Raw genomic sequence first — 510 nt, 5'->3', positions numbered from 1 at the left:
CTTGACCAGTGAGCTATTACGCACTCTTTCAAGGGTGGCTGCTTCTAAGCCAACCTCCTGGTTGTCTCTGCGACTCCACATCCTTTCCCACTTAGCGTACGCTTAGGGGCCTTAGTCGATGCTCTGGGCTGTTTCCCTCTCGACCATGGAGCTTATCCCCCACAGTCTCACTGCCGTGCTCTCACTTACCGGCATTCGGAGTTTGGCTAAGGTCAGTAACCCGGTAGGGCCCATCGCCTATCCAGTGCTCTACCTCCGGCAAGAAACACACGACGCTGCACCTAAATGCATTTCGGGGAGAACCAGCTATCACGGAGTTTGATTGGCCTTTCACCCCTAACCACAGGTCATCCCCCAGGTTTTCAACCCTGGTGGGTTCGGTCCTCCACGAAGTCTTACCTCCGCTTCAACCTGCCCATGGCTAGATCACTCCGCTTCGGGTCTAGAGCGTGCAACTCAATCGCCCTATTCGGACTCGCTTTCGCTACGGCTTCCCCACACGGGTTAACC

The 510-nt window shown here is 55.7% G+C and carries 1 rRNA gene; it reads right to left on the bottom strand.

The features are described from left to right. Positions 1–510, bottom strand: a 23S ribosomal RNA gene (locus IE272_RS38560); the annotation flags it as partial.

The organism is Streptomyces anulatus (assembly GCF_014650675.1).
In the GTDB taxonomy this organism is placed as follows: Bacteria; Actinomycetota; Actinomycetes; order Streptomycetales; family Streptomycetaceae; genus Streptomyces; species Streptomyces anulatus.
This window is presented reverse-complemented; position numbering and strand designations above follow the sequence as displayed.